We start from the raw sequence: 23419 nt of genomic DNA, 5'->3' as shown, positions 1-23419 counted from the left end.
TCTCCTTTAGACTACAAACGGGTGGCGTTTGAAGACAGGAATGATCGGATGCCTAAATCAGTGCCAAGGATTGTATCTCTACTGCCCAGTGCCACTGAAATTCTAGCGGCACTGGGACTGACTGAGTTTGTAGTCGGGCGGAGCCATGAGTGCGACTATCCACCAGAGATTCAAGCCCGTCCAATTTGTACCGCTGCTCGACTCAACATCGAAAAGCCGAGCGCCCAAATTGATGCCGACGTGCAAACACTACTCCAAGCGACCTTGAGCATTTATGAAATCAAGCTGGATGTGCTGGAACAACTTAAACCAACCCACATCGTCACGCAAGATCAGTGCGATGTTTGCGCCGTCAACTTCGCTCTGGTTGAGCAAGCCGTTGCCACCCTCAGCCATCCCCAGCCGCAGGTCATTTCTCTGCAACCGCACACGCTGATCGATGTATGGGCAGACATCCAGCGGGTTGCCAATCAGCTAGAAGTCGATGCCAATCTCGCGCTGACAGAATTAAAAGCCCGTGTTGAGGCATGTCAGCAGACAACACAAGCCATCTCAGCCGGAGATCGCCCCAAAGTCGCCGCGATCGAGTGGATTGACCCGCTGATGGGCAGTGGCAATTGGATACCTGAATTAGTGGAACTGGCAGGTGGACAGGATCTGTTCGGGAAAGTCGGGCAGCATTCCCCCTACCTCTCCTGGGAAACATTGCTTGAAGCTGACCCAGACCTGATCATCATCATGTCCTGCGGATTTGACCTCCCTCGTACCCATCAGGAGATGCAGCAGGCATTAGCAACCCATCCACAATGGCAGCAGCTACGGGCAGTCAACCAGCAGCAGCTTTATCTGACCGACGGCAATGCCTACTTCAACCGTCCCGGTCCTCGGCTGGTGGACTCACTAGAAATCCTGACGGAAATCCTGCACCCGACGGTGTTCGATGCCAAATACAAAGGCAGTGGCTGGAGTCAGTACCGCGAGTAAGAGGCAAACTCAAGACACAACTGCACATGGCTTAAAGACTGAGATGGCTCCAGTAGGTTAGAAACCGTAATTCCCAATAATCGCACCTTTCGCTGGGGATCAAGATGGAGCAGCAGTAACTCCTTTGCCAGGTGATAGATACCATCCGCATCCTTCAATAGATCCGAGATCGTTCGACTGCGAGTAATTTGCTCATAATCAGCGTACTTCACCTTCAATGTGAGCGTATAGCCATAGCGCTGATACCGATCCATCCGCTCCTTGACCTGCCTGGAAAGCGATTCTAACTTGCTGAACATCGATTCCAAATCGCTCAAATCTGCTGCAAACGATTGCTCACTGCCAATCAATTTACGAATGCGATTAGGATTCACCGGGCGATCATCCTCTGCTCTTGCAACCCTGTAATAAAAGCGTCCTGCTTTACCAAACCGTTCGATGAGAGCAGCTTCTGACCACTGCTTCAAGTCTGCCCCTGAATGGATGTCTAAAGCATTCATCTTGGCAGCCGTTGCCGCCCCCAGACCGTGAAACTTTTCAATCGGCAACGACTCCACAAACGCCTCTGCCTGATCGGGTGAAATCAAGGTAAGACCATCCGGTTTATTCAGTCCAGACGCAATCTTTGCCAGAAACTTGTTCATAGAAACTCCAGCAGAGGCAGTCAGGTGCGTATCTTGGTGAATATCTTGCTTAATTGCCCGAGCGATCTCAGTGGCTGAAGGACTGTCAAGCTTGTTGCTCGTCACATCCAAATAGGCTTCATCCAGCGAAAGCGGCTCAACCAAATCAGTGTATCGATGAAAAATCTCTCGAATCTGCTGCGAGACCTCCTTGTAAACCTCGAATCGCGGCTGGATAAAAATGAGGTGAGGGCAGCGCTGCTTGGCAATTCGAGACGGCATCGCAGAGTGAATCCCATACTGACGCGCTTCATAGCTGGCAGCAGCCACCACTCCGCGTTGTTCGGGTCTACCGCCTACCACAATGGGCTTGCCCCGATACAGGGGATTATCCCGCTGTTCCACAGATGCGAAAAACGCATCCATGTCGATGTGAATAATTTTGCGAAGAGGAGACATACATAGCCCCGCCGGGAGTCTAAAATCTACATCAGTTTTCTTTAGGATAGCCGCCGATTTGACTCTCTGGTTCATGCCTTCTGGAATTAGATAGCCCCTCCAGCCACAGATTCCACAGCGCCAACTCCATATCATCCAATTGTGCCTGACTACGCTTACCCAACAATTGCTCCAAGTGATCGCCCACCTGCTCTCGCGTCCATCCCAATCGCTGAATCTGCACCGATATAGCCGCCAGCACCCCAGATAGATCCCGCGCCGAGTCATCCAACTCCAAAGCCTCGAATAACGGGAGATTCAGGCGCTCCACCTGCAATATCTCTGGATTAATTTCAGCCCACGCGATCGCCTCCGCCATCAAAATTGGATCACCCGATTCCAAATATCGCTGCATCCGAGCAATCGGAGCTGCCTGCATTGCTTCAAGGCGGATTTGATCCGCCGCTTGACCCACATCCAACCCAGTTTGCAGGTTAAATAAGGGGAGTTGAATCGTGGGATCACGTCCATTTGACTCCCTTCCCCCTTGTTGAGAACGTCTAGAAGTTCGATCTACCTGAGCATTACCGCCTACTGAGAATAACGCTTGCCCCAAGCGATCGCTCAAATCCTTTTCTGATAAGTCATTACCGCCATTCTCTAATAATAAGCTTGTAGGATTGTGCCAGTTAGATGCGTCCCTAACGCAATCTAACTGGGCATCCGTATTTGAAGTTGGGGGGTGTGGGGGGGGTTCCACAGGTTCAGTTGCTAGAAGCAACTGATAGTTGGGATGCCATAAGTCTCGGTGACTATAAAGGGAGGCACCGCCAATGCCATATTGAATGAGTGCTTGCCATCGGGCAGTGGCACCACTGGGTAAGGTGTTGTGGTTGAGGAGATCTGCGATCGCCTGTCGAATCCGGTCTCGTGCCGCTTGGGATTGCTGTTGATTCCAACTGAGTTGTTCTGGCTGACTGGCTTCTGCTTTCGATTTATATTTGCCATTCCCATCTCCATAGTGAAAGTAGCGGCTGCCTTCAATGCATCTTGCCCATTCTTCGGCTCGTTGTTCAATTTCATGCTGATGCTGACACCACTCTTCGTAGCCGGGTAAGGATTGAGCCGTGGTGACTATTGCATCAATCAATGTTTGTCCTGTTAAGGGTTTACCCCCACAGAGGATGTGGTGAAAAATGTAAGCACGCATGGCGATGCGACCGAGCAACCGATTGGTTTGTCCAGCGCCCGTCCAGCCCAGTTCAATTTCAGCGTTCAGGTCGTTGACAAACTTTTCGGCTTTGCCTGAGATGCGATAGTGCTGGCGCTGAAATTGTTTGAGCAGTCGTTGTAGAGTTTTGCGCTCCACGGTGTTGCGGTTCTGGGCAAACTGCCAGTGTTCGACGAAGGTGTGCGGGTCACTCCAGATGGCTTGGAAGTCATGGTTCAATAGATAGGAGCCTGCTTGTAGCGGCAACCGATGAGCATTGAACAGGCTGAGACTCCCTTCAAGGGCATAGGGTCTGGGATTGGGAAACAGTTCTAGGTGTCCGGCGCTCAGGCGAAATCCAGCGTTTTCTAATAGGGTTGTGACGGCGATCGCGAGTTTCCAGGTGTTTTGGGCGACTGGAAAGGGGAAGTAGAGATGTAGACCGCCGCTGTAGGAACTGGTGCAGAGAACGGCATTAACCAGTCCCAAGGGTTCCAGTACCGCCAGGATGCGGGAGACGGCAAAGCGATCTCGCTGGGGATGATAGAGGCTGCTGGTATCGATGTCGAGGACGCAGTAGTTAGTTTCTTTGCCAAAGCGCACCCCGAAGAGGGAGGAGCCTTGACGCAGGATGCGATCTGAGAGGGGATGACGGCTTTCGGTTTTCCAATCGGGTGTGTGTTCAGGTTCTGGATGGTTGGCGTAGATATAGTCGTGCCGATGCGGAAAGAGCGCGAGAAATTTATCGTCCCACTCCTGGATATATTGAAACTGTTCTGTGACAGATGTAGCGACGATACAAACACTCCAGAAAGCAACTTAAGGTCGCTGCTATCTTGCCAGGATTCCTCTGTCTCTATTTTTTTCTGATCAGTCTTATCAGACTGATTAAGAGTGTCTCATGTACTTATAACCTTTATGCATCAGGGATCTCAAATTTGCAAAGTGACATGATACGGAACTTCAAGTGACACGAAACGGATAAATAAGTGAGTTGATCTGGAGTAGTTTGTCTCATCTATGATTGCTTGTGTAGTAGCACTTTCGACCGTTTTAAGACAAGTATTTTAGGTGAGACAACATAAGCAGTTTGAAAAAGACAAGCAGCCATCAGAAAAAATTCTACTACTTGAAATACCTGAAACCCTTACATAGAGCGTAATTCAGGATTTTGTCAATCCATTAAGTTAGCTAAGCCTATCATTTTTTGCGGTGATAGCATCCGGAGAAACCTGTCTTGCCTCTATTTTTAACTGAAGATGCGTATTCGTTGTTGATAAAAGGCAAAAGCCTTATAAGTCAACGATTTCAATCTGTGGGTTTATCATATATATGTGAGCGAGTGATAAAACTCGGAGAAAATAGTCTCAATTTGCTGATGATAAATTAAGTTGCTTAACTAATTAGAGAGACTCGATTCGGAGTAAATTGTCTGAGGGCTTTTGCTGGCAAGGAAAGGGCGATCGCGAATTTCAAAATAGGAGCAAGTGTTATGACACGGAGTTGCTTATCTCACAGTTTAAGCATTATGGGATAGGCTTTTGGGAGTTTAAGCATAGAAATAACAGAAGTGGGATAAGGATAATTTGGCATTGCAAAGTGAATGGGTGGGCAATTACTAAGTGATTGAATACGGAAGGTATTGTCTTATTTGATTTAGTATTTTGAATTGGGCTTTGAACATACGCTTTATGATGACAACGCTGGTGAGGATAAACGGAGTTCTTTGTCTTGATTAGGTGCCGTTGGAAATGGTTGCTCTCAAATTCACAGAGCTTATGTCACAAATTCGCCATCATCGATACACTGTTCGAGTTAATTGATTGTTATGTTGATGCAAGTCCTGACAATTTAGCTTGTGACTACACTCGGAGACTTTTGTCTTATTTCACGAACACGCAGCCAATTGTAAATGAGTCTTGTTACTCCAACTAAGGACGTTAGTATAAGTCTCCAAAGGCTACCCTAGTCAGGGATTTCTTCTCTTTTTCTTCCTGGCTTTTGTGGGTTAAAGTGACGAGATACGGAGTGATTTGTCTGATTGAGTGGTATGTTGTCTTTTTAAATGATGGAGAGCAATACCTCTCGTTTAAGCAAGGGTGACTTGATACAGAGTGTTTTTTCGTAGAAACGATTGGGCAAATTATCTACCGCGAAGGAGTATTAGCTAAGACAAAACTGCATTGAGACAAAATTGCTATAGATGTAAAAGTTTTTTCAAAGTAGTTTCTAGTTCGGCAGTCACCATGCGATCGCCCCGTTCTAACTTACCAATGTAGTCCGCACTCAAATTCAGAAATCCGCCTAATTCCTTACGACTCCAACCCTGCGTTTCACGCGCTTTCCGAATTTCTTCTCCAGTTAATTCTTGGAGTGGCTCAGCCTCTAAGGTTTTAGATTTCTTCGGCTCCTTAATTTTTGCTAACAACGTCGGAATCGGATGGGGTGGTTTAATCATTACTTTTGCCCGAAGCAGCCGATCTAGCACACGAACTTTACGCCAGTCTTCAGGTTTGGCGGCGGTGCTGTTAGGCTGCAACCAGTTAGGATAGGTCTCTGGATCAAACTCGATCTGCCAACCTAGGCTCATCAGGAGCTTCAAAGCATTATTCCAGCGATTTCTGAGATCTCGCGCCTTGTACTTATCCTGAACGGCTTTGTCAATGTCTGATTTTGCCAGCACTTCTTCTAGCAAACTGCCAACGCGATAGTCGTAGGGATGCTGATTACGAACTCGAATACGAGAATCAAGGGTGAGTTGAATTGCGAGTCGTAGCGCTAACTCATTGTGGTACGGATCAATTTGTAGGATGTCGCGAGCAAGATAACCAAACTGGTGCAATGCCTCTTTTGCGCGGCTACCAGCACGGTTGAGAAAATGTTTTGTCCATAGTCCCGGACTCACGGTGATATAAACCTCTTCTGGGCGTTCAATTTTGCCCGTCACCCAGTCAAACTGTCCATGCACGTCAATCAGCACATCCCACATTCTGCCAATGGGCGTACTGGCATCAACTTTACGTTTTCCACGCCCTTCAACCCAAACAGACTTTACCAATAGGCATGAGAGGGCATAAGCAGTGCTGGCAACCGAACTCCGTTTCTCAGATAGACTTGTACTGTGATTCTTATCCCAACCCAACAGATGCACAATGTCGCTGGCACGTAACGTAAATCCACTACTCCAGGGTTCATCCTCTTCCATGGTGCGGGATGCAAAAATCAGTTGTAGCTTAACAGTATCAAACCCAAACTTGTTAATAATTTGCTCTGCGGCTTCCCAGGGTAGCATTTCAATATCGCCGGGATTAGTGATGAAGTGTTCAATAAAGTTGTTTGGATTACTGCGGCTACGATAATGAAATACAGCAGTTTCGTCCGCGCTTTGCTGCCAGAGATCAGGGCGTAACTGAGCACGAATACTGCTGGCGATGGGAATCGATGTGGGCAATACGGCGATTGGGTCGATATCCAAGTTTGTCTCTTTGTTAGGAAGCGGACGTTGTTTTAGCCCTAAGAGTTTCTCCATGTCTTCTAAGGAGCAATCGGGTAGCTGAAATCCGGTGATGATCTTTTGGGCAATCTCCTGACAATGGATTTGTCCGATGATTTCGCTTCGTTCCAATAAGACAGTTGGGGCGAGGCTATGCAACTCCTGTCCAATTGCCTGCCCAATATCAGGATCGGATAATTTTTGAAATGCTTCTGTTCCAATGGTCTTTTCTAGGTTCTCGATCGCCCAAATAACCAGATTTGTGCCAACTACTCTGGCAAATCCCATCCAGATTCCAGCATGAGTAAAGAACTCGGTCAAAGAATGCTTTAGATAATTCTTAATTTTGTCATTATCAAGTACTATTTCGAGACGTTTGGTATTTTGTTTGCGATTGTTAATGACCTTGAAGTGAGGCAAATTAGTATTAACTGCGTTAATTCCTTCTGTTTGCACTGCTATTTCTACTTTATCTTTATACGTATTGAGCAAGTGCTGAAACAGTGGATCAGTGACAAGTTCTGGTAGAGAGGACTCTTCTCGTAAAGTTTGAATTAGACCTTGCAAATATTCGGAAGTTAGGACATCTTGAACAATGGTTGCCCACAAGGTTCCTTCATTAGTTTTCAGAGAAGATGAGTCTTTCACAGATGCCACTTCCACATTCCACTCAGAAGCTTTTGCAACTGGATAAACTTCCTCTGCCTGGGGCGAGGATGAAGCAGTATGAGGGATTGCTTTTAATGACTTGGTGGTTGAGGAGGGATGGTTTTGGGATGCCATGGCGAGGAAAATAGACTGAGATGAAGGAGCGATAACAGGACAACCGAGAATGTTAGCTCATACTATAAGCGCAATCATCAACGATGGGGCAATTGCTCTTTCAGCCTTAAGAATCCAACTCTGCTAACTTGTCAAGTTGCTCGCATCCACATCCTCCTCTAACTCAACTGTCAAAACATTCAACTGCGTCTCCAGTTCCTCAATTGTTGGCAAGTTACCCTTCAATGATTCTGGCAAAGCATCGCGAAGTTGGTATGTAGAAACCCCAATCGGTTTATTCACATCTCGCAGAGCATACTCAACGATCGTGTTGTCTTGCGTTTTGCATAAAACAATCCCAATCGTTGGATTGTCTTGAGGACTTCGCATCAGGTCATCCACGGCAGAAACGTAGAAGTTCATTTTGCCGGAAAACTCTGGCTCAAAATCAACGGTCTTGAGGTCAATTACCACAAAGCAGTGCAGGCGAAAATGATAGAACAGTAAGTCTAATCTGTACTCTTTTCCACTGACTTGAATTGGAAACTGACTTCCGACAAACGCAAATCCAACTCCTAATTCCAGCAAAAATTCTCGAATGTGTTTAACCAGCGCATTTTCTAGCTCCCGCTCTTGCGCTTCTTTTCCTAAGCTAAGAAAATCAAAATTATACGGATCGCGCAACACCTGTTGCGCTAGGTCTGATTGTGGCTGAGGCAAGGTCGTTTGGAAATTCGTTAGTGCTTCTCCCTGACGCTGGTATAGTCCTCGCTCAAGCTGGTGAATCAAAACACTGCGACTCCAGCCTTGCTGAATCGTTTTCTGGATATACCATAGACGCTCTTGTGGATCTTTTACTTTGTCCAGTAATGTGCAGTTATGAAACCAGGGAATTTGTCCAGCAACCTGCTGGACGATCGCTTCATCGGGATATGCCTCGGCAAAAGCTCTCATGTAAAGGAGATTTGTCCGAGAAAAGCCTTTCATTGCTGGAAACTCGTTCTGCAAGTCTTTGGCAAGCTTTATTACCACTTTTGCCCCCCAGCCCTGCTGCCGCTGCCGCTGTAGAATATCTTGTCCAATTTGCCAATACAGCAATGTTAATTCTCGATTGACCGCAAGTGCTGCCCGTATTTGAGCAGTCCGAATGCGTTCTTTAAGCCCGTGCAGAAAGATTTCGTAATCTTCAGATTTGAACAAATCAGCCATATAGCAAACTAGATTTGAATCGAAAATGGGTACATTTCTCGCCGATTGTGGTGAAGGCGGTGATTATGTTGGCAACTTAGGAGTATGGTACTTAGAGTAGCTAATGATGAAGCTTTCCAGATCCAGAGTTAACTTGTGATGATAGCCTCTAGCTGACTAAGCAAATGTTCTAACTGTTGAGTCTTGTCCGGGTTATTCCAAAGCGTTTTATCTTTTTTAGCTAATTGAATAGTCCGGTTTAATCGCTGCTTCAAAGTTGCTGGTTCGGATGGTTTTGACTTGTCGTTGAGAAGTTTAAGCCGCTGCTTAATTTCGGATAAGCTGAGGGAATTGCTAACAACTTCTGTCAGCATTTGCTGTCGGATATCTGTATCTTTGAGGCTGGCAATCAAAATTCCTTTAGTATAGTGAATTTTCCCTTGACGAATTCCATTTAAAATCTCCTGAGGCTTTTTCAGTAGAGGCAATCGTGTGGCAACAAAGGATTGCCAGGTAATGCGTCCAAAAGAGTCGAAAATTTGTTTGACTAGTTCTGCTTCCTGACTAACCAAAACGTTTTGGTTAGTTGTCCCTTTTGCTGCGTTGTTCATGCGGTAAAGTAGACTGACAACCGCTTCAACGTCACACCCTAATTGAATTTCAAGCAGGCGTAATGTGTTGTCCAGTTCCTCCAAAGCACTAAAGTCTCGGCGATTGGCATTCTCTGAAATGGCAGCGTGAAAGGCAGTGCGATCGTCCCAATTGAATACTTTGGCTGGAGCCGTCTCAAGTTCAATGATTCCTGCTGCTTTAAATCGGCGTAACCCGGCAACCAGTTCATATTTACCTGACTGATCAGGATGAGGGCGAACCCAAAGGGGAGATCGAATTCCGTTCGGCTTGATATCATTTAAAGCCCACTGCTGGAGTTCCTCTGGGTCGTAGTAATGTCTAACTGGCTTACCATCAGGAACAAACGTGAAAGTGCAGAGAATATCGTGATATGGGATTAATTGCTCCTTTGTTGCTTCAGCAGCTTGAGCGAGTTTTTGAATCGCTCCTTGACCGAAGACAAAACTCAATTCTTCATTACCAGCGATCGCATCCTTCAACTTACGTCGTGTTGTCATGATTCAGACTCAAATAATTTCAATGCTTCTGTCAAAAGTTTGTTGTAAGCATTTGCGGCGGATTTAGGGGACGTTCCTTTCATCCGAAATACCGTACTACCCTGTCCTGGTGAATCTTTGATACATTGCCGATCTGGAAGAACTGTATTTAGTAAAGGTAGAATGCCTCCTTGTAAAGCTTCTTGAGCTTCTCGCAGCAAAATCGTGTTGTCCTTGACAGCATTCAAATACACGGCTGCGGTTGGCAGACCACCTCTAATCTCGCGCGCTTGACGAACAAACTGTACAATTTTGCCAGTACTTGCCAAATCAATCATTGAGTCTCGGCAAGGAATCAAAACAAGGTTGGAGCGAATGAGTACTGCCTTTGTCACCTCACTTGCGTTTCCAGGTCCATCAATAATCACAATATCGTAGTGTTCGCTTAACTTTGGCAGTTCATCAAACAACTCCTCTGGATCACTAATCACCCTGCAAGGTAATCCTAATTCTTTGAGCCAGCCTGATGAACTCTGCTGTCCATCTGCATCAACTAGAAGAGTAGAACAGCCTTTTTGCGTAAACCAATCAGCAGCATGAACTGCTCCTGTTGACTTTCCCGCCCCTCCTTTCTGATTTGTAAATGCCAAAATTTTGGGTAGTTTTGTGGGAAGACTGACATCTTCCCCAATTTTAGATCTGGGCATGAGTTAAATAACCAAAATCTATGGTTTGATAGTATCACCGATTCAGCAAGGTGAAACATGAAACTAACCAAAACGTTTTGGTTAAATGGATGTATCCCAATTTCTTCTCTTCACTTTAGACTTTTCCAGCATTGAAATTGAAGTTGTAACTGCTGCTGGGGTAAGTTCTTACACACTATTCATATCGGTCGGCTTTATAACCATTGGTCTGAAGCGCGATCGAACTTTTCTGCGTTCCGGCTTCGGACACACTTTTGTTGAGTAACTGAATACTCTTCTGATTCGGGATGCTGTAGTTAGTCAGATAGCTCCAAAACCACATTGATTCAGACGGTAGGTTTTGGAGCCGATGATCCAAATCCATCTTTTTCAGACGCGATCGCATTCCTCTCATCCCCATCACTTCAACAAACGCTTTTTCTGCCGCTTGTTGGTCTGCTGCCTTGGTATAGCGGCGAAAGTTCTGCACCGACTTATGCCGAGTCAACGTCATCACATGATAGGGATTCATCCCCTTCAATACCAAATTCGTCGCAAACGTATGCCGGAACTGATGAGCATAAAAGTCAATTCCCGTCTGCTTTGAAATCGCATCCATCACCTTACGAATCCCGTCATAGCCCAACCGCTGCCAGAGATTGCGCCGGGAATGGGAGACAAACAACGGACACTCTGGAGATAGCACTTCCCCCGTCAATTCGCGCCACTGAAGATACCGCTCCAAAGCCTCCTGTCCTAGGAGCGTCAATGGTACCCATCCCTTACTATCTGCCTTTGCCTCCCGGATGCGTAACCGTCGTGCGTCGTAATCCTCCAGATTTAACATGGATACCTCTTCAGCCCGTAACCCATGCAACAGCACTGTAATCAAAGCAACATTGCGCTCCGGCAATGAACTAGCTAACGCTGCTTCAACAATTCGCTCTACCTCTATATCCTTCAGATTCTGTGCCTCCGGTTCCGTCAGCTTCGGCAAATCCACTTCCGTCGTCGGATTGATACTCACATAGCGAGAACGTACCAGCCACCCATAGAAATTCTTCAGCGTTCCCAAAATTCTTCTGACCATCGCATCCGAGAGCGATCGCCGCCCTATTTCTAAGTCCTTTCGCATCAAATAAGCTTTGAACTGAGCCACTTGACGAGGAGTAACCTCCGCCCAGCCCTGGTTCGTCCAATTCAAAAAACACTGTAAATCCTGGCGATAAGCTTTCTGACTTTTTGGAGCCAGCGATCGCGCCTGCAAAAACTCCTTGACCCGCTCCTCGCGTAAATCCGTCAGGTCTGGGCGAATTGAACTAACGGTTGAACCTGTCTTGCGATCAATCGATTGCAGTAGCAGAACCACAGGATCTGGAACCATTTTGCGGCGATTCATGAACGATGTTCCTCAGTCAAAAACGTTCGACCATCAGGTGCATTTTACGACTTAAGCTGCTGGTGGAAACGGCTGATTTGAAACCACAATCAAATAACGGTTGGCAATTCCAGTGAGTTAGGATCAGTGTGAAGCCACATCGGTTGAAATCAAATTCACCGCATGGTTGGGCGATCTGGACGAGTTAAGGATAAGGCTATGCAACTGCGATCGATTGAAACCACACCCAGTCCGAATTGCATCAAACTCAATCTAAATGAGGTGATTAGCGCCAAAGCCTTGACGCTGCAGAAAGGCGGAGACCAGCTCCATGCTCCGACCTTTGCTCAACAGTTGCTTGCCATTGAGACAGTCCAATCGGTTTTTCTCGTCCATGATTTCATCACGCTGACCCGTAAAGGGAATGCAGACTGGCAGCCAATTCTGGCTGAAGCTGCTGGCATTATTGGGGTGGCTCAAGATGCTGACTTAACGCTTCTAGATCAGGTTTCACAGTCCCAGGAGCCAATGCCAACTGCTAGTCCAACTAGCCAGTCGCACAGCTCAAACTTAGGTTCCGTTGAGGTCGCTGTTCAGGTGTTTCGTGGGATTCCAGTGCAAGTGAGAGCGATCGCTGCCGATGGTCAACAAGCACGAGTGGCTTTACCAGAGCGATTCAATCAGGCACTTCAACGAGCGATTCGTGCCACGGGCGCAAATTACGTGGCAGAGCGACGGTGGGAACCTTACCAGGCTCCGGCTGGCTCCCCTGAAGCAGTCGCGCAACTGGTCGTAGACGAGATTGTTAGCCTAATGGACGATGACGAACTGGCTCGGATTGAAGCCGCTGCAATGTCTAATGACACCAAAAAGCAAGTCCATAACGCCGACCGACAGCAATCTCTGTTAGCGGATCTGCATCACCTGAACTGGAAATATCGACTCAAAGCACTCCAACAGATTGAAGTCATTCCTGAAACGTTGCCTCAGATCGTAGCTATCCTCGCTGACGAACAGAGCACGATTCGTCGCTGGGCGGCTGCACTCCTGGGTGCCAGTGGCATGGCAGCAGCCGTTGAACCGCTGGCTCAGATTGTGCTTACAGACCCATCCGCGATCGTCCGGCGGATAGCAGGAGATGCCTTAAGCGATTTGGGGGACACCCGCGCCCTGCCAACCATGACTCAAGCATTAGCAGACTCCTCGAAGCTAGTGCGTTGGAGAGCCGCTCGATTCTTGAATGAACTGGGCGATTTCACGGCTGTAGATGCCCTACGTAATGCAGTGGAACGCGAAGCGGAATTCGATGTGCGGATTGAGATGATAGCAGCGCTAGAGCGGATTGAGGGCGGTGGTGAGACGCAACTGCCGATGTGGTTGCGGATTACCCAGGGCAGCGGCATCAATGCGAAGGAGTGAGAACAATTCCAAAGGAGGCTCGAACCTTAACGGCACTGACTACCAGCATGGTAAATGTAAATAGTACAAAGCAACTGTGCCATGACTCAAATTCCCTTCGATCAGTTAGCAAAAGAATTTCTGACTCCGTTAGGTCGAGCCGAACGGAGTTTAGAAGTCCCCGGAGAATCGAAGTTTGTCGATGTTTGGTTTGAACCCGCTCTTCAACCTACGATTGATTCCGATAGTTTGGGCTTACTGGGTAGAATTGCCACAACTCCCTGCCTGATTGAACCCTTTCACAATCCACCAACCCGCACCGAAGTCCGCACCTGTTTGCTGAAGCTATTTGGGTGCATGAAGACCAACGTCGGCAGGCGAATCGTCAAGAGAGCCGGACTTTGGAAGAGGAGTTGCCCAAACTTTGGGTTCTTGCCGCCGATGTTTCAAAGCCAGTTCTGAATGATTTTAGTGCAGTTCCAAATGAACAATGGCTACCGGGCATCTACTTTCTAGCAAATGCGCTTAAGACGGTTATCGTTGCGATCAACCAACTCCCCTCAACCGAGGAAACTCTTTGGCTGCGAATTTTGGGACGGGACGAAACACAACGGCAAGCGATCGCTGAAGTTTTGGCGCTACCAGCAACGGATTTCCGGTGTTCTAAAACATTATAAATGCTGACGGCATGGAAAGTTACAATTGAACTGACTGGTACCCAAACCTCTGAGGATGAGCAGTTGCTTATGACCCTATCGCAAGCGTATTTAGAATGGGAACAGGAAACCGAGCGTCGAGGTGACCGCCGAGGTGAGAAGCAGGGCGAACGGAAGGTTATAGAAAATCTACTCAAAGTCCGCTTCGGGGAACTCGACGAATCCCTGGCTGCCCTGATTTCTCAAATCTTAGTCTTACCTCCTGAAGAGTACACCCCGCTGCTCCTACAACTCTCACAAGAAGAGCTATTAGTCAGGTTTACTTCTTAGCCAACCCCCGGATGGGAGTTTATAGTCTGTGCGCGGCTGAACCGATTGCTCTAGGTTTACTGGTTCTCGCTGAAGTTTTGGGTCTGTTAGGGTCTCAATTTGCAAGATCAGGTTCAGCTTGATTGGCTGAAGGATAGCTATTAAGCGTCCGGTTCTGTTGAGCGATCGCGATTTCAACAGGGACTCAGAGTAAGCAACTCAAAATTTCCCATTTATCATATTCCGGATAACAACCATTATCTGGAATATACAAATGTCAGACGAAATTGGAAAGATAAGTGAGCGTAGGACTTTGAAAGAACGGTAGAATTGAGGCTGTGAAATCACTGGGTCGAGGTGACAATGGTTCCGACGACGCACAAGCTGCTGGCGACTGACACGGTCATTCACATTGAGCAGGATGATCCACCGCGATCGCCCAAAGATATCTTGCCGACCATGTATGATCTGCCCAGTGAAGATCCGGAGGAACCTGGTTTGCCTGACGAATTTCACGATCTCCAACCCCAACTTCTGAGCCGCACCCTCAGTTTAGCGGGCTACAGCCGAGAGAATTGCTTCACTGCGTCTGACCTGAATCTTTACTACACGGTGCGTCATCCCTTGTGGCACAAGCGCCCAGATTGGTTTCTGGTGGTGGATGTGCCTCGCTTGTACGAGCAGCGAGATTTGCGTCGCAGCTATGTGTTGTGGCAGGAGGGCAATCCGCCTACTGTCGTGGTCGAGTTTCTGTCACCGGGAACAGAAGCAGAAGATTTGGGGCGCTTCTTTGATGAGACATCTGAGGGGTCAGAGGGTGAAACATCTTCCCCTGCGAGTAGCGCTATCATTTCAAATGGGGATAACGAGACAACAAAGCCAAAACCACCCGGAAAATTCGAGGTGTATGAAACGCGGGTGCGGGTTCCCTATTACTTTGTTTACAGCCGCTTCACCCAACGCTTACGCTATTTCAAGCTGGAGGGTAGACAGTATCAGGAGCAATCGCTCAATTCAGAAGCCCCGCTGGTGTGGCTGGAGGATTTAGAGATTGGCTTAGGCATCTGGCAAGGGGAATTTGAGGGAGTGACCGCTGCCTGGTTGCGCTGGTGTGACCAAGAGGGAAACTGGTTGCTGACAGACACTGAGCAAGAGCGACAGGCAAAAGAACAAGAACGGCTGACCCGAGAGCAGGCCCAGCAGCAACTTGAACAAGCTCAAACTCAGGTGCTGCAAGCAGCTCAAAATCTGCTAGCATCGGGGATGGAATTGGAGCAAGTGGCTCAGATTTTGAGTTTGTCAGAGTCTCAAGCCCAAGCGCTGCGTACTCTCGATTGAATTGAAACCTGGTACTCAAGCCATGAGTCACCTCAGACACTGCTTGCCCTAACCTATGTAACCCAATGGTTCAACGGCACGATCTCAGCAAAAACAGCTCACGGTCTGCATCAGACGCTGTCGCCCAATCGCCCAAGCAAATTCCAGCCAAGTGCGTCCGCTGTGCCATGCTCTCAATGGCAGAGGTGAAATCGCTGCATGGAGCAACGGGCGACAACTGCTATGTGAGTCAGGTCTGTCGCAGTCGTCGGTCTTATGCGCGTCACCGCTATCAGCGCAATCAAACTCGTAGACAAAAATGGCATGAGACACAAGTGGGGGTTGACGTTAGTCCTGTTGAAACTCAAGCCACTGCCCAATTGATTGTCTATCGCGCACCTCGCTACAACGCCCCAGTTGATGGTGTTGCGGCGATCGTCCGGCAGGGGAAAACTAAACTGGCAGTGGTGCAGCCCATCTACTGTGCCGGACTATTGCCCAAACAAATTGATGCTTGCATTGAGGCGATTCTAATTGTGCTGCAACAGGACTATGGCATTCTCAAGTTTGCGGGTGTCGTGCAACAGATGCCGCGATCTTGGGAGCAGCCAGAGCGCTTTAGAGAGTGTTTGTAAATAAACATTGCGAAAGTATTTACGAAATCTAGTTAAAAAGCGTACTAAGAAGCCAGAGTTGAGTGAGGTTGAGAGATGGGAGCACTTAAAACCTACAGCAGTGATTTAACCGATGCCGAGTGGCACAGAATTGAGCCTTTATTACCCACAGAAAAACCCGTAGGACGCTTGCGGGAAGTGGATTTACGGCAGGTGTTAGATGCCATTTTCTACCGGGTTGAAAATGGAGTGAAGTGGCGCAACCTACCGGCTGATTTTCCAGCTTGGCAAACGGTGTATGGCTACTTTCGCTTGTGGGTGCGTTTGGGGATATGGGAATCGATTAATCAGGCTTTAGTCAAACAGGTACGATGCTCAGTCGGACGAGCAGAAGCACCCCGTTTGGGCATCATTGATAGCCAGTCAGTCAGATTGGGAGAAAAAGGGGGGAGCACATTGGTGTAGATGGCTTCAAAAAGATCAAAGGTCGAAAGCGAACGATTGTTGTTGATGTCTTAGGACTGGTGCTCAAGTGTCATGTGGGAGCGGCGAATCAAGCGGATGTGAAAGCGGGGCTCCATGGGTATTATTTAGGGCAATAGACACGTATGGGCGATTGGCTAAGGTTCTAGCAGACCAGGGCTATCGAGGAGACCTAGAAGTTGATTTAGCCCAGGTCTATGAGGTTGACTTTGAGATTGTGGAGCATCAGGGAAAAGGATTCTCAGTCCAACCAAAGCGCTGGATTGTGGAACGAACTTGGGCGTGGTTAGAAAATTGTCGAGGATTAACCCGCGACTACGAACGATTGCCAGAGAACCATGAGGGGTTGGTGTATGTTGCCATGATTCGGTTGATGCTGCGACGACTAGACAATAATCGCAGAAGGTGGAAGAAAGAAACTCCTTAACACTCTTTTACAAACATCCTCTTAGAGAAGCAAATCGTCTTGCGAGCTATAGAGCTTCGCTCCGCCAAGGGCGTACGCTTGATTCGAGTTCGTAAGGTGAAGTGTTTCCGCTCAATTTTTTGGGTGTTCCACTTGCCAACTTGATGCTGATTTTCATCCAGCAACCGAGCATAGGCTCCCCAGCCGTCGGTGTAAAACGTTTGAATGCCAAATGGCTCTAACAATGACTTCAGTTCGAGAAAAGCTGTGTCTTGATGGTTCGACAATACCTATGCCAATACTTGCCCAGTTTCATGATCAATCGCGTGCCACAACCAGCGCTGCTGTTTTTTGGATTGGATAAAACTCCACATCTCGTCTGCTTCAGCTTCTTCAACCTGTTTGACCATGGTCACAGCCGTTGGCTTGAGTTGTTCTAATAGTGCTTGATTCACCTGTTCAAGATGACGATCTTTTTTTTAATGCTTCAATCACCGTAGTGGGGCTAATCTTGAGCACACGCGCCGTATCTCGAATTCCACTGCCGTTCATCGCCATATCGCAAATCTGTTGCTTCACGCTGGGTAAGTAGCCTCGGTAAGAATACTCCAAAACAAAACTGTGACGAGGGCATTCGGAGTTGCGGCATTTATAGCGTTGTTTGCCTTCAGCCGTCTTGCCGTGTTTAACGATGTTCGTGCTGTTGCATGCAGGACAATGTACGGGTTCAAGTACCATCGCAGTTTTTTCGGTTCATCTAACTTATTTGAGTTCTCTGATTCTCCCTAATTCTCATCCCCTTGTCTAGAACACTACCTGATGGTCTATCGTCAACCGGAGACTGCTGGTGTCATGGCGCTCAAAACCGAAGTCTGGAAAGGGTCAACGCCAGAGAGCGGCACGCCATTGCTTGATTGTCGCGGGCTGCTGCCATCTCAGTTTCATGCTTACCTGGGTCAAGTTCTCTCTTTGCTGGAATCGCGCTACCGAATTCGCTGGTTTGCCAGGTGGGTGGAACTGCCCCTAGAGGCGGGCTTACCGTTGGTGCTGGATTCAGAACAGATAAGCGAGGAGAATCAAGAACCTGAAGTCACGTTAGACCTTGATCCGCTGTGGCAAGAGTTGGAAGTGAGTTTGCAACAGGGTGACCTTCTTCTTGTACAAGCATTAGAGGTAGCGGCTGAGGGCATCTCCCAGATTGTGTTGCAGTTTACTCAGTTTGCAGAGTTGACATTTGAAGAGTTGGAGTCAGTTGCAGAGCGCGGGGTGGTGCTGGCAACCGATGCCTTGGAGCAGTATGTGCGCCAAACAGTGGAGGTGGATTTTGAGCAGTTTATTCATTCAGTGGTGAGTTTGCCCAGACAAAGCTCGGAGCGGCAGGAAGTTTTGGAGGGTGATTCCGTGGTTGGGGAATTGGATCGAGTCGCCGTGCTGCAAGTGTTAGATGAGCAGATGAGTCGGAAGCCGGGATTGACGGAAGTGGACGCATTTAATCAGGCGATGGAGATTGCTCATGATGAGGATATTTCAAGTTGGGTTGGAGCGATCGCCCGATGGCTAGAGGAACATCAGATTTCAACAATTTCATTGGTTCAACTTCAGCAGGCGATGGGGATGCCCCTAATGCAACTGTGGCTAGCTTTGCTCTTGGGGGGATATGCGATCGAGCAGCGAGGAGAGTTTTATGAAACTGGACAAATTTGGGTGTTGGGAAGGTATTAAAGCCAATTAAACGTTGTAGGTTTGCAGATGCGCCGTAATAAGATTTTGGTTTCTGCACCAGTGCTTCTCATTAGGAGCTTTTCGAGTAAACGTCAATCGCCGCATTAGATACAGTTGTTGCAATCTGTTCGCAGTGGACGGCATGAGTTCAGAATTTCCATCGTGATATAAAATCAGCTACATCCTAATCAACCGTAGTGCCTGACTGAGAGTGAAGTGCTTTTGGTAAGGCTTCATTGGCAATCACTTCTCCAAAGGGACTAAAGAGGAGATGTTGCTTGATCGCGGGTGGCTTGTCTAAAGGTAATCGGGGAAACAATAACTCCGACACCCGGTAAGCTTCTTCCAAATGGGGATAGCCGGAAAGAATAAATGTTTCAATCCCTAAGTTGGCATATTCCAACATCCGCGCAGCAACCGTCTCTGGGTCGCCTACTAAAGCTGTGCCCGCTCCGCCCCGCACTAAACCGACTCCTGCCCATAAGTTGGGGCTGATTTCCAGTGCAGCTCGGCTACTACCATGGAGTTGAGTCATGCGTCGTTGCCCTTCCGAATCCATGCGGGCATAAGCTTTTTGAGCCGTGGCGATCGCGTCTTCATCCACATATCGGATCAGGTTTTCAGCCGCTTCCCATGCTTCCTGTTCAGTTTCGCGCACAATCACATGCAGCCGAATTCCAAACCGGATCGTGCGTCCTTCAGCTTCGGCTAGCTGGCGTACCGCTGCAATTTTTTCGACAACCTGCGCGGGGGGTTCTCCCCAAGTGAGATAGACATCCACATGTTTCGCGGCTATTTGCTGAGCAATGGTTGAAGAACCCCCAAACCATAAAGGCGGATAGGGCGTTTGCAGGGGCGGAAATAAGATCTTGCCCCCTTGAACATCTAGATAGTTGCCCTTGAAGCTGGTTACTTCTCCCCTAGAGATTGAGCGCCATACCGTTAAAAATTCATCCGTTAAATGGTATCGATCATCATGGCTAAGATGCACACCATCGCCAGCGAGTTCTACTGGATCGCCTCCCGTGACTACGTTAATCAACAAGCGTCCACCCGATAGGCGATCGAACGTTGCTGCCATTCGTGCTGCCATACCAGGCGACACCAATCCGGGACGAATTGCCACCAAAAATTTCAGTTGACGGGTATGGGTGACTAGAGTCGATGCCACAATCCAGGCATCTTCACACGATCGCCCAGTCGGTAATAAAACTCCGGTGTAGCCAAGATGATCAGCAGCTTGAGCAATCTGACGTAGATAATCAAAATCCGTTGCGCGACCGCCTACTGCTGTACTCAGGTAACGACCGTCTCCGTGGGTTGGAACAAACCATAGAATTTGCATAGGGACTATTGCTGTAAAGGTGAATAGGCTAAAGCGATCGCCCGTTGAATAGGTGGTCTTTAATCTACTAAAAGCTGATAGAGATACAGTAGCTATAAGCTTAATCGATGACTGTGATCTAGACAAGTGGATACAAGCTCAAGCATCCAATGGTTGTTAAAAGCTGCTGCGATCGACTGGATTGCAAATCCGCAAAAAAATGCTGGTGGACAGCAATGTTTCACCAGCAAGATTCGGATGTGAGGATTTAGTCAAACCTATTGTTTGCTAGAACGTGAAGGTAGTTCGCACCGTTCCAACATACTGAGTTTCGTTTCTGGAGTTTCCTTCAGGATTGAAGATCACAAAGAACCCCGGCGTAATCGAAATGTTGTCGGTCACGCGATAGCGGTAAAACGCTTGCACTTCGTAGGAAGCATCCCGGTCAATCTGGCGTAGACCAGCCCCATTGTTAACCCGAAAGCGAGTATCGTTCAACCGGGGCACCTGACCACCCGATAAACCCAGCAAGTTTCCTTTGCCGCCAATATCCGGAACGCCAATGAACGCATTCCAGGTTTGGATATTGGCATAGTCCGAATTGACCTTGCGATAGGCATTGGAATAGCTATACCAACCACCAATCACCACATTGCGAGTAACTGCCCACTGAGCAGAGATGCCAAAGGTATCAGATGAAAACCCGCTGGTTGCCCCATTGCCAAAGGGTCTACCAGCAAATGCGCTACCAGTGCTTGCAGTAAAGTTGATGTCGCCTGCGGGCTGGTAGCCTCGCACGTAGTTGAGTCCTATATCCAAGCCTCTGATGGGAGAGAGGACAATCTGACCAATCGCCGCGTAGGAGCCAGCAAACAAACCATTTCTAGTCGCTCTGGTGAAGGTGGGGTCGTTGCTTTGGTTATCGCTGATGTATGCCGCTTCAAAGCGCACGAAATCATTGAACTTATACTGCAAGGAACCGCCAGCACTGCCGCCCGTTGTTCCAGAAGGGTTACCTGCCCGATAAACCAGTGGATTAAAGCGACCAAAGCGAGAAATGGAGCCTTGAGAATCACTAGAGAAAGGACCACTCAACGGGCTGACTAAACCACTGTAGGATTCACCAGCGATCGCATCTATTTGGAGTCTTAGCTTACCGAGGGCAAAGCGGTAGTACAGCTTATCCACACGAACCGAGTTGTCGGCTGCCCCACCAACACCTGTGCCGCCATCAAAGTTTAGCCGGGTGGTGTTGGTGCCGGTGAAAGCGTTGGTTGCAAAGGGAGTGATGTTAGAAACAGCCAGCCGCGTAAACAGCAAATCTTTGCCTGTAAAGCTAGTGTTCAATACGAGGCGAACGCGATTGCCAAAAATGGTTTCTGTATTATCCCCGGTGGGGCTTGGAACCGCCCTGGTGGCATTGGGACTGGTTGCAGTAGGGGCGGGAACGTTCACCGTCAGTCGTCTACCAATCCCATCCACAGTAGCAGCATCGCCAAAGGTATCAGCAACGGCAAAGACGGCTTCGCCGTTCAAGCGGGTGGTGGTGGAGAACTGTTGTTTCTCAAGAGTAGCAGTCCGAACTTCCAGAGATTCAACCCGACCGCGCAATGCCGCTAATTCAGTCGCAAATTCTTCTTGAAGTCGCTTAACAACTTCCAAATCTTCCTTCTTCACGAAGTCTGCCGTTGCGGCGGCAATCAACTCCTGAATTTTATCCAGGCAGGCATTCAAACCAGCCGCAAATTCAAACCGAGTCGTGGCACGATTACCCCGAAAGGTTTTGTCGGGATAGCCCACAATGCAACCATAGCGCTCTACCAAGGATTGCAGCGCTTGAAATGCCCAATCCGTGGGGCGAACGTCGGTCAACTGAGAGACGGAAGTGACTTGTTCCATTCCTGGGTTACGCCCCTCAGCACTATAGGTGCTAAGTTGCTGCAAACTAGCCTCTGCATTGGAGGGCGCTGATGTAGCTTGAGCCAGAATTTTGCTTGAATCGGAGCCTGAAATGGATGGTAAAGACACTTGGGGTGGAACTTCACCCGCATGGGCGGGTTCACCCACCATGGAGATCGCCATGGCTCCCAATGCGCCAGTGCTCAGCAACGAAGCTATCCAAAGAGTTTTTTGTATTTTCTGAGACATTTCCTTTCTCACACCAAAGTTGAGTTGATCAGCCGACCCTAGACACTACACAGAAGGAAGATTCAGAGTAGTCATGAATTGATAAACCACAGTATCTTGATAGATATACTGTATTCAATTTCAGTAATCTTCACACAGCTAGATATAAAAAGCAAGCTTTTGTGGGCTGTTGGTTATTCGGCAGCCAAGCCAAATAGCTATAAATTTACGAATGAAACTGTAGCGGCTAGAGCTTGTGATACTTGAATCGTTTGTGTAATACTGCTTTTCATAAAACAACGGTAACTTGATCGATTTATAGTATTAACCTAGAGCTTGTTTCTAATCGCGATCGCTAACCTTATGACCCCTGTGCTTTCATCCCCTAGTTCTAGGGCTTTCCACGCGCAAACTCATTTTTTGAGGAGACAGTTGGCACACTTTGCGCCCTGGGGGGTGCCTCTGTTCCTCTTATTAATCTGGCAATTGCTAGCACAGTTCGGTTGGTTATCGACGCGGGTGTTGCCTGCTCCAACCGCAGTGTTTCAGGCTGGCATTCACCTTTCTAGGACAGGGGAGCTATTTCACCATATGGGGGTGAGTGCGGCTCGTGCCTTAGTTGGGTTTGCGATTGGTGGTTCAATTGGATTTACTTTAGGATTGCTAAACGGACTTTTTCGATTACCCGAAAAGTTGTTGGATACATCCGTGCAAATGTTGCGAAACATTCCTCACTTAGCAATGATTCCCTTAGTAATTGTGTGGTTTGGCATTGGTGAAGAAGCAAAGATTTTTTTAGTGGCGATCGGGGTGCTATTTCCAATCTATATCAACACCTTTCATGGAATTCGCACCGTTGATCAAGGATTGCTAGAGATGGGAAAAGTCTATGGCTTAAAGCCCTGGGAAATCATCTGGCAGATTATTTTACCCAGTGCCCTGCCGTCGATTTTAGTGGGAGTGCGCTACGCTCTGGGGATTATGTGGCTAACGCTGATTGTGGCAGAGACGATCGCGTCTGATTCTGGCATTGGCTATATGGCAATGAATGCCCGTGAGTTTATGCAAACCGATGTTGTAGTCTTTAGCATTTTGGTTTATGCATTATTGGGAAAACTAGCCGATTCGATCGCCCGCTGGCTAGAAGTGAAATTGTTGCAATGGCACCCCAGCTATCAAAAAAAATAAAGGT

At 48.0% G+C, this 23419-nt stretch carries 20 protein-coding genes and 1 pseudogene; 11 read left to right on the top strand and 10 right to left on the bottom strand.

Going from position 1 to position 23419, the window contains the following annotated elements; translation table 11 throughout:
* Positions 1–48: 48 nt before the first annotated feature.
* Complete coding sequence (locus AC1S5B_RS18130) at positions 49–984, top strand: cobalamin-binding protein (RefSeq protein ID WP_482037099.1); 936 nt, start codon at positions 49–51, stop codon at positions 982–984.
* Here AC1S5B_RS18130 and dinB read toward each other — a convergent pair.
* From dinB to AC1S5B_RS18095, 7 genes are all read right to left on the bottom strand, one after another.
* Positions 969–2066, bottom strand: a complete 1098-nt coding sequence (gene dinB / locus AC1S5B_RS18125; RefSeq protein WP_482037098.1) for a DNA polymerase IV — start codon at positions 2064–2066, stop codon at positions 969–971. The genes AC1S5B_RS18130 and dinB overlap by 16 nt on opposite strands.
* Before the next feature lie 31 nt (positions 2067–2097).
* Positions 2098–3858: a hypothetical protein gene (locus tag AC1S5B_RS18120; protein ID WP_482037097.1), complete on the bottom strand. Its 1761-nt coding sequence runs from the start codon at positions 3856–3858 to the stop codon at positions 2098–2100.
* A gap of 1594 nt (positions 3859–5452) precedes the next feature.
* Positions 5453–7531: a helix-turn-helix domain-containing protein gene (locus AC1S5B_RS18115; protein WP_482037096.1), complete on the bottom strand. Its 2079-nt coding sequence runs from the start codon at positions 7529–7531 to the stop codon at positions 5453–5455.
* A 123-nt stretch (positions 7532–7654) separates the two neighbouring features.
* Positions 7655–8719 (bottom strand): PDDEXK nuclease domain-containing protein, encoded by a 1065-nt coding sequence (locus AC1S5B_RS18110; protein WP_482037095.1) that lies wholly within the window; start codon positions 8717–8719, stop codon positions 7655–7657.
* 128 nt (positions 8720–8847) lie between these two features.
* Positions 8848–9828 (bottom strand): ParB/RepB/Spo0J family partition protein, encoded by a 981-nt coding sequence (locus tag AC1S5B_RS18105; protein ID WP_482037094.1) that lies wholly within the window; start codon positions 9826–9828, stop codon positions 8848–8850.
* Complete coding sequence (locus tag AC1S5B_RS18100) at positions 9825–10514, bottom strand: AAA family ATPase (RefSeq protein ID WP_482037093.1); 690 nt, start codon at positions 10512–10514, stop codon at positions 9825–9827. The genes AC1S5B_RS18105 and AC1S5B_RS18100 overlap by 4 nt, the downstream gene beginning before the upstream one ends.
* A gap of 175 nt (positions 10515–10689) precedes the next feature.
* The gene (locus tag AC1S5B_RS18095) at positions 10690–11892 is read right to left on the bottom strand and encodes a tyrosine-type recombinase/integrase (RefSeq protein WP_482037092.1); all 1203 of its coding nucleotides are present in this window, start codon (positions 11890–11892) and stop codon (positions 10690–10692) included.
* 198 nt (positions 11893–12090) lie between these two features.
* Between AC1S5B_RS18095 and AC1S5B_RS18090 the strand changes: the two genes are divergently transcribed.
* The 8 genes from AC1S5B_RS18090 (at position 12091) to AC1S5B_RS18055 (ending at position 17075) form a co-directional block, all read left to right on the top strand.
* On the top strand, positions 12091–13290 hold the full coding sequence (locus tag AC1S5B_RS18090; RefSeq protein ID WP_482037091.1) for a virulence factor: 1200 nt from the start codon (positions 12091–12093) through the stop codon (positions 13288–13290).
* 81 nt (positions 13291–13371) lie between these two features.
* Positions 13372–13731 carry a hypothetical protein gene (locus AC1S5B_RS18085; RefSeq protein WP_482037090.1) on the top strand — a complete coding sequence of 120 codons (360 nt, stop codon included), beginning with the start codon at positions 13372–13374 and terminating at the stop codon, positions 13729–13731.
* A complete protein-coding gene (locus AC1S5B_RS18080; RefSeq protein WP_482037089.1) occupies positions 13683–13946 on the top strand; it encodes a hypothetical protein in 264 nt (87 codons plus the stop codon). Before AC1S5B_RS18085 ends, AC1S5B_RS18080 begins: the two co-directional genes overlap by 49 nt.
* Entirely contained in the window at positions 13947–14255 is a 309-nt protein-coding gene (locus AC1S5B_RS18075) for a hypothetical protein (RefSeq protein ID WP_482037088.1), read from the top strand.
* A gap of 342 nt (positions 14256–14597) precedes the next feature.
* Entirely contained in the window at positions 14598–15572 is a 975-nt protein-coding gene (locus AC1S5B_RS18070; RefSeq protein WP_482037087.1) for a Uma2 family endonuclease, read from the top strand.
* Between the two features lie 65 nt (positions 15573–15637).
* The gene (locus AC1S5B_RS18065; RefSeq protein ID WP_482037086.1) at positions 15638–16186 is read left to right on the top strand and encodes a hypothetical protein; all 549 of its coding nucleotides are present in this window, start codon (positions 15638–15640) and stop codon (positions 16184–16186) included.
* Between the two features lie 75 nt (positions 16187–16261).
* Positions 16262–16630 (top strand): transposase, encoded by a 369-nt coding sequence (locus tag AC1S5B_RS18060; protein ID WP_482033864.1) that lies wholly within the window; start codon positions 16262–16264, stop codon positions 16628–16630.
* A 151-nt stretch (positions 16631–16781) separates the two neighbouring features.
* Positions 16782–17075 (top strand): transposase, encoded by a 294-nt coding sequence (locus AC1S5B_RS18055; protein ID WP_482033865.1) that lies wholly within the window; start codon positions 16782–16784, stop codon positions 17073–17075.
* Here AC1S5B_RS18055 and AC1S5B_RS18050 read toward each other — a convergent pair.
* Positions 17072–17792 (bottom strand): annotated as a pseudogene (locus AC1S5B_RS18050) (IS1 family transposase). The gene AC1S5B_RS18055 and the pseudogene AC1S5B_RS18050 overlap by 4 nt on opposite strands.
* A gap of 81 nt (positions 17793–17873) precedes the next feature.
* Here AC1S5B_RS18050 and AC1S5B_RS18045 point away from each other — a divergent pair.
* Positions 17874–18776: a hypothetical protein gene (locus AC1S5B_RS18045; protein ID WP_482037085.1), complete on the top strand. Its 903-nt coding sequence runs from the start codon at positions 17874–17876 to the stop codon at positions 18774–18776.
* A gap of 184 nt (positions 18777–18960) precedes the next feature.
* Here the strand turns inward: AC1S5B_RS18045 and ssuD are convergent, their stop codons facing one another.
* Together ssuD and AC1S5B_RS18035 are read right to left on the bottom strand one after the other, a co-directional pair.
* Entirely contained in the window at positions 18961–20121 is a 1161-nt protein-coding gene (gene ssuD / locus AC1S5B_RS18040) for an FMNH2-dependent alkanesulfonate monooxygenase (protein ID WP_482037084.1), read from the bottom strand.
* Between the two features lie 267 nt (positions 20122–20388).
* Positions 20389–22248, bottom strand: a complete 1860-nt coding sequence (locus AC1S5B_RS18035; protein WP_482037083.1) for an iron uptake porin — start codon at positions 22246–22248, stop codon at positions 20389–20391.
* Positions 22249–22659: 411 nt separating this feature from the next.
* Here AC1S5B_RS18035 and ssuC point away from each other — a divergent pair, with 411 nt between their 5' ends.
* Complete coding sequence (gene ssuC, locus AC1S5B_RS18030; RefSeq protein WP_482037082.1) at positions 22660–23415, top strand: aliphatic sulfonate ABC transporter permease SsuC; 756 nt, start codon at positions 22660–22662, stop codon at positions 23413–23415.
* Positions 23416–23419 lie beyond the last annotated feature (4 nt).

It is taken from the genome of Leptolyngbya sp. CALU 1928 (assembly GCF_056784215.1).
This window is presented reverse-complemented; position numbering and strand designations above follow the sequence as displayed.

Coding starts and splice junctions, on each gene's coding strand:
- AC1S5B_RS18105 (WP_482037094.1), bottom strand. CDS start 9,828: ATGACAACACGACGTAAGTTGAAGGATGCGATCGCTGGTAATGAAGAA.
- AC1S5B_RS18115 (WP_482037096.1), bottom strand. CDS start 7,531: ATGGCATCCCAAAACCATCCCTCCTCAACCACCAAGTCATTAAAAGCA.
- AC1S5B_RS18070 (WP_482037087.1), top strand. CDS start 14,598: ATGGTTCCGACGACGCACAAGCTGCTGGCGACTGACACGGTCATTCAC.
- dinB (WP_482037098.1), bottom strand. CDS start 2,066: ATGTCTCCTCTTCGCAAAATTATTCACATCGACATGGATGCGTTTTTC.
- AC1S5B_RS18060 (WP_482033864.1), top strand. CDS start 16,262: ATGGGAGCACTTAAAACCTACAGCAGTGATTTAACCGATGCCGAGTGG.
- AC1S5B_RS18075 (WP_482037088.1), top strand. CDS start 13,947: ATGCTGACGGCATGGAAAGTTACAATTGAACTGACTGGTACCCAAACC.
- AC1S5B_RS18065 (WP_482037086.1), top strand. CDS start 15,638: ATGGTTCAACGGCACGATCTCAGCAAAAACAGCTCACGGTCTGCATCA.
- AC1S5B_RS18045 (WP_482037085.1), top strand. CDS start 17,874: ATGGTCTATCGTCAACCGGAGACTGCTGGTGTCATGGCGCTCAAAACC.
- AC1S5B_RS18095 (WP_482037092.1), bottom strand. CDS start 11,892: ATGAATCGCCGCAAAATGGTTCCAGATCCTGTGGTTCTGCTACTGCAA.
- AC1S5B_RS18110 (WP_482037095.1), bottom strand. CDS start 8,719: ATGGCTGATTTGTTCAAATCTGAAGATTACGAAATCTTTCTGCACGGG.
- AC1S5B_RS18100 (WP_482037093.1), bottom strand. CDS start 10,514: ATGCCCAGATCTAAAATTGGGGAAGATGTCAGTCTTCCCACAAAACTA.
- AC1S5B_RS18035 (WP_482037083.1), bottom strand. CDS start 22,248: ATGTCTCAGAAAATACAAAAAACTCTTTGGATAGCTTCGTTGCTGAGC.
- ssuD (WP_482037084.1), bottom strand. CDS start 20,121: ATGCAAATTCTATGGTTTGTTCCAACCCACGGAGACGGTCGTTACCTG.
- AC1S5B_RS18085 (WP_482037090.1), top strand. CDS start 13,372: ATGACTCAAATTCCCTTCGATCAGTTAGCAAAAGAATTTCTGACTCCG.
- AC1S5B_RS18090 (WP_482037091.1), top strand. CDS start 12,091: ATGCAACTGCGATCGATTGAAACCACACCCAGTCCGAATTGCATCAAA.
- AC1S5B_RS18130 (WP_482037099.1), top strand. CDS start 49: ATGCCTAAATCAGTGCCAAGGATTGTATCTCTACTGCCCAGTGCCACT.